4 protein-coding genes and 2 pseudogenes are annotated in these 8,499 nt (G+C 74.8%); 2 read left to right on the forward strand and 4 right to left on the reverse strand.

The genetic code is table 11. The annotated features are described in order from the left end of the window. Nucleotides 1-205: 205 nt before the first annotated feature. The 3 genes and pseudogenes from SSOG_RS05730 to SSOG_RS05740 all read right to left on the reverse strand — a co-directional run bounded on the left by SSOG_RS05730 (nt 206) and on the right by SSOG_RS05740 (nt 4,149). A pseudogene (locus SSOG_RS05730) lies at nt 206-1,392 on the reverse strand (glycosyltransferase). Further along, on the reverse strand, nt 1,389-2,531 hold the full coding sequence (locus SSOG_RS05735; RefSeq protein WP_009713264.1) for a glycosyltransferase family 4 protein: 1,143 nt from the start codon (nt 2,529-2,531) through the stop codon (nt 1,389-1,391). The pseudogene SSOG_RS05730 and the gene SSOG_RS05735 overlap by 4 nt, the downstream one beginning before the upstream one ends. A gap of 191 nt (nt 2,532-2,722) precedes the next feature. After that, nucleotides 2,723-4,149, reverse strand: a pseudogene (locus tag SSOG_RS05740) (HEAT repeat domain-containing protein). A 321-nt stretch (nt 4,150-4,470) separates the two neighbouring features. On the opposite strand from SSOG_RS05740, the gene SSOG_RS05745 reads away from it, so the two are divergent. Next, the gene (locus tag SSOG_RS05745) at nt 4,471-5,958 is read left to right on the forward strand and encodes a PP2C family protein-serine/threonine phosphatase (protein WP_009713266.1); all 1,488 of its coding nucleotides are present in this window, start codon (nt 4,471-4,473) and stop codon (nt 5,956-5,958) included. An 86-nt stretch (nt 5,959-6,044) separates the two neighbouring features. Here the strand turns inward: SSOG_RS05745 and SSOG_RS05750 are convergent, their stop codons facing one another. Further along, a complete protein-coding gene (locus tag SSOG_RS05750) occupies nt 6,045-7,559 on the reverse strand; it encodes a DNA-binding protein NsdB (protein WP_009713268.1) in 1,515 nt (504 codons plus the stop codon). A gap of 300 nt (nt 7,560-7,859) precedes the next feature. On the opposite strand from SSOG_RS05750, the gene SSOG_RS05755 reads away from it, so the two are divergent. Continuing rightward, nucleotides 7,860-8,499: phosphotransferase (locus tag SSOG_RS05755; RefSeq protein WP_039936667.1), on the forward strand; the 640-nt coding region annotated here is incomplete at its 3' end.

Raw genomic sequence — 8,499 nt, forward strand, 5'->3', positions numbered from 1 at the left:
CCGGCGGACGGACCGGCGACGGCGCCGCCGTTAGCCAGCGCGGCGCCACCCGGAACCGCCCGACCGGCCGGGATCACCACGACCTGTTCGCTCGGAACCGCCCCGGCGGACGCCGTGGGCTGGACGGGCCGGGCGTCCGGGGCTGTCGGGCCGGGGCCCGCCGGCGCGGGCTGGGGCCGACGGTCCGGGCAAGCGCGGGGTGCGCTCACCGGGTACCGCCCGTTGCCGTGCGGGCCGGGATCCGGCCGTCGGGGTGGGGGCGGGGTGCGTCGTGGGCGGCCAGGAAGGCGTCGACCGCCGCGGGCCAGCCGTAGCGCTCGGCGCGGACCCTTGGTCCGTGGCGCGGCGTACGGGCTCGGGGCGGGCCAGGACCTGGGTGACGGCGTCCGCGAACGCCGTCCCGTTGTCGGCCGCCGTCGCGCCCGCCGGGCCGACGATGGCGGGGAGCGCGGACAGGGCGCTGACGACGACGGGCGACCCGCACGCCAGCGCTTCCAGCGCGGCCAGACCGAAGGTCTCCGCCGGGCCGGGGGCGAGGACGACGTCCGCGCTGGCCTGGAGCGCGGCCAGGCGGGCCCGGTCGCCGACGTGACCGAGGAAGGCCGCCGGGAGGTCCTCCGCGCGGGCGCGGGCCTCCAGGCGGGCGCGCAGCGGGCCGTCGCCCGCGACGACGAGCGCCGCCGGGACACCGCGCCGCCGCAGTTCGGCGAGGGTGTCGAGCGCGCGGCCCGGCCGCTTCTCGGGCGACAGGCGGGAACACATGGCGAGCAGGACCGAGGCCCCGCCGCGGTGGTGCTCGCGCAGGGCGCCGTCGTAGTGGGACGGGTGGAAGTGGCCGAGGTCGACGCCCAGGGGGGCGCGTACGACATTGCGCGCACCGATGCGTACGAACTCGCGCTCCGCCCACTCCGTCGTGCAGACGATCCGCGCATACGCCCGCGCGGTACGGCGGTTCAGCCGGTCCGCCGCGCCCCGGGCGGCCGCCTCGGGCACGCCCCAGGTGCGCAGCACGGCGTCGGCGCTCTCGTGGGAGACCATCACGGCGGGCACACGGGCGCGCCGCGCCCACTCCCCCGTCCAGCGCAGGGTGGTGCGGTCGGAGACCTCCAGCCGGTCGGGCGCGAGCCCGTCGAGCAGCCGGGTCAGCCGCCGCCGGTCGGTCAGCACCCGGTAGCCGCCGGTGCCGGGCACGGCGGGGCCCGGGAGGGTGATCACCCGGCCCTGGCGGGTCTGCTCGTCCGCGTCGCGTTCCCCCGGCACGATCAGGACGGACTCGTGCCCGGCCGCCTGGTAACCCGCGCCCAGCTCGCGCAGCGCGGTGCGCAGGCCGCCGGAGGAGGGGGTGACGAAGTTCGCGAGCCGGACGATCCGGAGGGACGGTGCGTCGCTCATGCCGCCACCGCCGTACGGGCCATCAGCACATCGGCGTAGTGGTCGATCAACTGGTCGACGATCGCCTCCCAGGTGCGGCCCTCGACCGCCTCCCGGCCCGCCTGCCCGAGCGCGGCGCGCTTCCGGGGGTGGGCGGCGAGGAGCGAGACGGCGTCGCGTACCTCGTCCGCGTCGCCAGGCGGCACCAGCAGTCCGGTACGGCCGTGGTCGACCAGGTCGAGCGGGCCGCCCGCGGCGGGCGCGACCACCGGCACGCCGCTGGCCTGCGCCTCCTGCACGGTCTGGCAGAAGGTCTCCTGCGGGCCGGTGTGCGCGAAGACGTCCAGCGAGGCGAAGATGCGGGCCAGCTCGGTGCCGGTCCGGCGGCCGAGGAAGTGGGCGCCGGGCATGGCGGCGCGCAGCGCGGGCTCGCTCGGCCCGTCCCCGACCACGACCACCCGGACGCCGGGCAGCGAACACAGCGGGGCCAGCAGTTCGACGTTCTTCTCGGGCGCCAGACGGCCGACGTAGCCGACGATCAGCTCCCCGCCGGGGGCCAGGGAGCGGCGCAGCTCCGGGTCGCGCCGCGCGGGGTGGAAGCGCTCGGTGTCGACGCCGCGCGGCCACAGCGCGACCCGCGGCACCCCGTGCTCGTCCAGGTCGCGGGCGGCGGCGGTGGACGGGGCGAGGGTGCGGTCGGCGGCGGTGTGCACGGCCCGTATCCGGCGCCAGGCCGCGTTCTCGCCCGCGCCGAGGTACGTACGGGCGTAGCCGCCCAGGTCGGTCTGGTAGACGGCGACGGCGGGGATCCGCAGCCGCAGCGCGGCCGTCATCCCGCGGGCGCCGAGCACGAAGGGGCTGGCCAGGTGGACGAGATCGCTGCGGTGCGAGGTGATCGCGGCGGCGAGCCGGCGGCTGGGCAGCGCGACGCGCACCTGCGGATAGCCGGGCAGGGGCAGGGAGGGGATCCGGACGACGGGAAACGGATGCGTTCCGTCGGCGTCCCCGCCCCCGTCGGGCGGCCCGTCGTGCGGGCCCGCGGGGGCGATGACGAGGGGTTGGTGACCGCGCCGGTGGAGATGCTGGGCGGTCTGGAGCGTGCAATGAGCGACGCCGTTGATGTCGGGCGGGAAGGATTCGGTCACGATGGCGACTCGCATACCGGTGTTGTCGGCGTAAGAAGGGTGGCCCCGGCATCGTGCACCTTGCGAGCCGTGAAACGTCCCGTGAGCGTTGGCCTCCGCGCCCGCCGAAGCCGGATGAACCACCCGGAATCCGGCACGAATCCCCGGGTTTACGGACGACCACCTGGCGTAAACCCATCGCCCGCCCCCGGTGGGGCGGGCCGGGGTCAGACGCCCGCGGCGTCGGGGCCGATGCGGCTGCGGACCGCGGTCTGGACCTCGGCTTCCTCGGCCGGGTCGGCGGCCAGTCTGCGGAGCTGTTCCACGACGCGGGCGTCACCGGTGGCGGCGTGGTGGGCGGCGAGTTCGCGGGTGGTCTCCTCGCAGTCCCAGAGGCATTCGACCGCGAAGCCCGCCGCGAACGAGGGATCGGTGGCGGCCAGGGCGCGGGCGGCGCGGCCGCGCAGATGGGAGGAGGCGGTTTCGCGGTAGACGTGGCGCAGCACCGGGGCGGCGCAGGTGATCGCGAGACGGCCCGCCCCGTCGACGAGCGTCCACAGCGACTGGCTGTGCGGGCCCTCGGCCCGCACCGTGCGGCGGAGGGCGGCGAGGACGAGCCCCGTGTCGTACTGCCCGCCGCGGGCGGCGAGCATGGCGGCGGCCGCGGCGCCGAGCGCGTCGGGGCGGTGCGCCCAGATCCGGGCGCGGTCGAGGGCGGCGATGCTGCGCATGCGTTCGAAGGCACCTTAGGGCGGCACGGGAAACCGACTCCGAGGCGTCCGGCTCGGTGACCGCGGCCTCGATCAGGTCCAGCACCTCGGGGTCGCCGGTGTCGGCGAGGTACCGCAGGGCGGTCGCACGGGCCGCGTCCGGCGCGCTCGCGGCGGCGGCCAGCAGCTCGGGGCGGTCCTCCGGACCGGCGACGGCGGCGAGGCAGCGGGCGGCGGCGTCGGGGCGACGGGGATCCAGGGCGCAGGTCGTGTTCCTGCTGGGCCCAGGCCAGGACGTCGTGGACGCTCCAGCCGGGCCGCGGCCCGGAGGGGCGCAGCTGGCGCTGCCAGCGGTCGAAGGAGCCCTGTTCCTGCACGGCGCGCACGCGCGGGCCGTGCGTCGGGTCGTCGGCCCACAGCCGCCAGGGGCGGGGCTCGTAGGCACCGCGCGCGGCGGCGGCCAGTTCGGCATTGCCGTCGGGCGTCTCGGGGAAGCGGCCGAGGACGACGGGGGCGAGGGCGCGCAGCCCGGCGTCGTCGTCGCGCAGGGCCAGCTCGTCCAGGGCCCATTCCCAGTTGCTGCCGGAGGCGGCGTACCGGCGCAGCAGGCGCAGCGCGTCGAGCCGGTCGTAGGCGGCGAGGTGGCCGAGGACGGCGAGGGCGAGCCCGGTGCGCTCCTCGTCGGTGTTCACCAGGTCGTCGGGGTGGAAGAGGTGCTGTTCGATTTCGTCGAGGTCCGCGTCGAGGTCCAGGCAGAGCCGGGCGTAATAAAGGGAGCGGTTCTCGACCTGCCAGTCACGGCGTGGGTCGTGCAGCACGCAGTGGTGCAGTGCCGCGAGCGCCTCGGCCCGCGGCGCGGCGAGGGCGTGCAGGGTCCCGTCGCCGCGGCCTCGCTGGAGGAGGCCGAGCAGGGTACCGCTGGGCGCTATGTCTGGATCGAACATGAGGTCAGCATCCGGTGCGGGGGGTTCGCTGGCAACGGGATTTCCGTCGTCCGGCATTCTTGCCGGTGTCCTGGCGCCATATGCCGGATGAACACCTGAACTGAGGGATTCCCGAGCGCCGCAGCCTACCCGGAATCACATGCTCCACCGAGTCGTGTCCGACTTGCCCCAGGAAAGCCATTGGCATATGCCAGAAGCACCACCGGATCGGGTATTGCCAAACGACTTACGCGACGTCGCAGCCTGTGCAAGAGTCGTTACCGGTCCTTACCCCTTCAGACCCGGCAGCGCCGCCCCGTACCGGCCCGTATCGGAGAACACATGCCGTCCCCCCGCTCCGCGGACCATTTCGCCGCCCCGTCGCCCCAGCGCGGCACGGTCGACGCGCTCATCACGCAGACCCGGCGGCTCCGCGGCGGCATCGCCGCCGTGCGGCGCGACACCACGGCGGACCTGAGCGGTACGGCGAACGAGTCCCAGCTGCGCTGGCAGCGCGCCCTGTGCGATCTCGCCGTCCACCATCTGGACGACCTCGGCCAGCATCTGGACCAGCTGCGGGAGGGGCTGCCGTCCGAGCAGCCCGGGGAACCGGAGGGGCCAGGAAGAGCGGATGGTGCGGCTCCGGAGCGGAAGCCGCTGGATCGGGACGCGGCGGGGCAGGGCCCCGGCCACGGTCCCGGTTCGCTGCTCAACCGCGTCGGCAGCGCCGAGTGGAATCTCCTCACCGACGAGGTGACCTGGTCCGACGAGCTGTGCCAGATCTTCGGCCGCAGCCCCGACGAGGGCGGCCTGCCCCTGGACGAGCTGCCGTCCTGGGTCGTCGCCGACGATCAGCCGGTGCTGACCGCGATGGTCACGGACTGCCTGGTGGACGGCAAGCCGATCGACGGCGAGTTCCGGGTGGTCCGTCCGGACGACGCCGTCCGTACGGTGCACATGGCGGGCGAGCCCGTCCTCGACACCGACGGCAGCACCGCCTCCATGTGGGCGGTGCTCCGCGATGTGAGCGCGCTGCGCCGCAGCGAGCGGGCGGTGCGCGAGTCCCGCGACTCGCTCCAGCGCCAGCGGCACATGGCCCGCGCCGAGCGCCGACTGGCGGTCGAGCTGCACGAGGCCGTCCTGCCGCCGTGGCGCGGCTCCGCGCCCCTCGCGCACGGCCGGCGGCCGGAGGGCACCGCCCTCGACGTCGCCTCCCACTACTTCCCGTCCGCGGACGGCGCGCTGATCGGCGGCGACTGGTACGACGCGCTCGAACTGCCGGACGGCGGCACCCTGCTGAGCGTCGGCGACCTCACCGGCCATGGCGTCGCCGCGACGTCGGGCATGGCGATGGTGCTGGGCGCGGTGCGCGGCATGGCGGTGGCCGGGATCGAGCCGGGCCCGCTGATGGGGCGGCTCAACCAGCTGCTCGACGCCTCCGCTCAGCCCGCCCTGGGCAGCGCCGTCTGCGGGCGGTACGACCCGGCGACCCGCGCCCTGGTGTGGTCGCAGGCCGGGCACCCCGCCCCGCTGCTGTTCCGCGACGGGGCGGGGCGCGCGCTGCGGCCCCCGGCTGGTGTGCTGCTCGGCGGCACGACGGGCGCCACGTACGCCCAGGCCGAGGAGCGGCTGGAGCCGGGCGATCTGCTCCTGCTGCACGCGGGCGGGCTCGCCGAGGACCCCACGGTGACGGCCGAGCGGCTGCTCCGGCTCGCGCCACGGTTCGCCGCCGCCCGCGGCACGCAGGAGTGCGTACGGGTGGTGGCCGAGGAGTTCGACGACGAGCGGCGCGAGGGCGACGCCTGCGTACTGCTCGCGATGATCGGCTGACCGACCGGGTGAAGGACCGGTTGACCGGCGTGGTCGCCATGACCGGCCGATACGACGGCTGAACCGGCTGATACGAAGGGCCGCCGCTATACGGCCGTGGTCTTCGCCGCCCCGCCCGCCCCCTTCGCCCCGCCTCCGGCTCCCTTCTGGTGGCCCAGCCCCTTCGGCATGGCCTGCTGGATCTCCGCCCGCAGCTCCCGCACCGCGGCCGACGAGCCGTACGGCGCGGTGAGCCGGTACATCTCCCGCAGCCGGTCCCAGGTGCGGTGCGAGGAGTTCTGCTCGATGGTGGCCAGCGCCTGGCGGGCGGAAGCGGCCCCCTGCTCCGGGTCGCCGCCGATGAAGCAGGCCGAGGCGATGGAGATGTGGTCGAAGATCTGCGACCGCTGACGGCCGCCCTCCCGCATCCGCAGCGCCTCCTTGGCGTGCCGCTGCGAGATGGCCGCGACATCCGGTTCGTGCTCGGCCAGGGTGCGGTAGACCAGCCCCTGCATCCCGTGCATGTCGGCCTCGTTGAACAGCTGCATCCAGCTGGGCGCGGGCCCCCGGTCCTGGTCGGAGACGAACAGCTCCTCCGCCTCCCCCAGGGTGCGGCGCACCGCCTGGCCGTGCCCCTTCGAGGCGTGCGCCCAGGCCTCGATGGTGCGGAACATGGAGCGGGTGCGGGGCAGCGCCGCGTCCCCCGCGCCGGACGATGCCAGCTTCATCAGATCGAGGGCGTCGTCCGGGCGGCCGATGTGCACCATCTGCCGGGCGGCACGGGACAGCGCCTCGCTCGCCCGCGGCCGGTCGCCGCCCTCCCGGGCCGCGTGCGCGGCGATGACGAAGTACTTCTGGGCGGTGGGCTCCAGGCCCACGTCATGGGACATCCAGCCCGCCAGCACGGCCAGATTGGCCGCGACGCCCCACAGTCTGCGCTGGAGCGCCTCGGGGTGACGGTAGGCCAGCATCCCGCCCACCTCGTTGAGCTGGCCCACCACGGCCTTGCGCTGGAGCCCGCCGCCGCGGGCCGCGTCCCAGGCGCGGAAGACCTCGACCGACGTCTCCAGCGCGTCGATCTCCTGGGAGCCCACGGGGGCGGCCTCATAGCGGTCGAAGCCCACGGGCTCGGCGGAGAGGGGGTTGTCGGAACGGGGCGCGTCGGTGGCGAGGGTGGGGTCGGAGAGCAGCCATTCGCTCATGGCACCGGTGATGGCGGATCCTGCGGCGAGCGCGGCGCCCGCACCCACCAAGCCGCGTCGGTTGAACATAAGGTCCATTCCCGTGAATTCGGTGAGGACCGCGGCCGTGGACTCGGGCGGCCAGAGCAGCCCGTCGGCGGACTGCCCCTTTCCCGCGCGCCCACCTCGTCCGAACCCGAGGTCCTCGATGGTCACGACTCGACCGAGGCGCTCGGTGAAGAGGACGGCCAGCACCTTGGGCACGGGATCGCGCGGCGTCTCGCCGGTGTCGATCCAACGCCGCACCCGCGAGGTGTCGGTTGCCAGCTGCGGGTGGCCCATGGCCGCCGCGCGCCGGTTCACGAGCCTCGCGAGCTCGCCCTTGGACCAGCCGGCCAGGCCGAAAAGGTCCGCAAGACGGGTGTTGGGTTCCCTCGTCACGTCAAGCCCCCAGGATCCTCGGCTGACTTGACAGTAACGGGCCCGTCACGAGCCGTGCGACTATTCGCCAGGGTTCGCCAGGGTCCGCCAGATGGTGTGCCACCCGCGCGCGGGTGTGATGTAGGAGTGCGCTACCCGGCCCGGTGCGGGTTGGAAAATCCGCTTGGAAAATCCAGTTGGAAAATGCCAGCGGGAAACCGCCCGTTGGAAAACGCCAGCCGCATTCCCCAGGGTGCGGCCCCGCCCCGGGGCCGGGAGCGTACGTACATACGTCGGCACACGAAGGGATCTGTCTCGCCCATGTACGCAGCGTCGTCCTCCGTGTCCGCCCCACCTCGGCCGTACCGGCGGCAGCTGCCCGGCAATGGGCCGTACCTCGATCCCGCTCCCGGCGGCCGCGCACGGCGCACCGCCGCCGTCGGCTCCGTGCCGCCCAGCGGAAGACTCGACGTGTCCGGTCCCCAGGGTGCGCAGCTGCGCACTGCCATCGCCGCGGTCCATCGCATCTGTCCGGAGTTCAACCCGGTCCAGGTGCTCCGGCGCAGCGGGCGGTCCGTTCTCCTGGTCGGTTCGACGGGCCGCACCACGGCGGTCGCCAAATGCCTGCTGGACCACTCCCCGGCGTGGGCCGAGCGGTTCCGCCGCGAGATAGCGATGTACCGGACGTTCGTACGACAGCGTCCACCCGTCCGGGTGCCGCGGCTGATCGCCGCCGACCCCGACAACTGCGCCCTGGTCATCGAGCGGATGCCCGGGCGGGTCGCGGCCGTGCAGCGCCATCCCGCCGAGGCGCCACCGCGCGCCGATGTGCGCGCCGCGCTCGGCGCGATCTGCCGGATCAACCAGTGGCGGCCGCCGGGGGATCTGTTCGACGCCCCGGTCGACTATGCCGCCCGGCTCTCCCGCTACCACGAGTTGGGGCTGCTGACCGACCGGGACA

The sequence above is a fragment of the Streptomyces himastatinicus ATCC 53653 genome (assembly GCF_000158915.1).
GTDB lineage: Bacteria > Actinomycetota > Actinomycetes > Streptomycetales > Streptomycetaceae > Streptomyces > Streptomyces himastatinicus.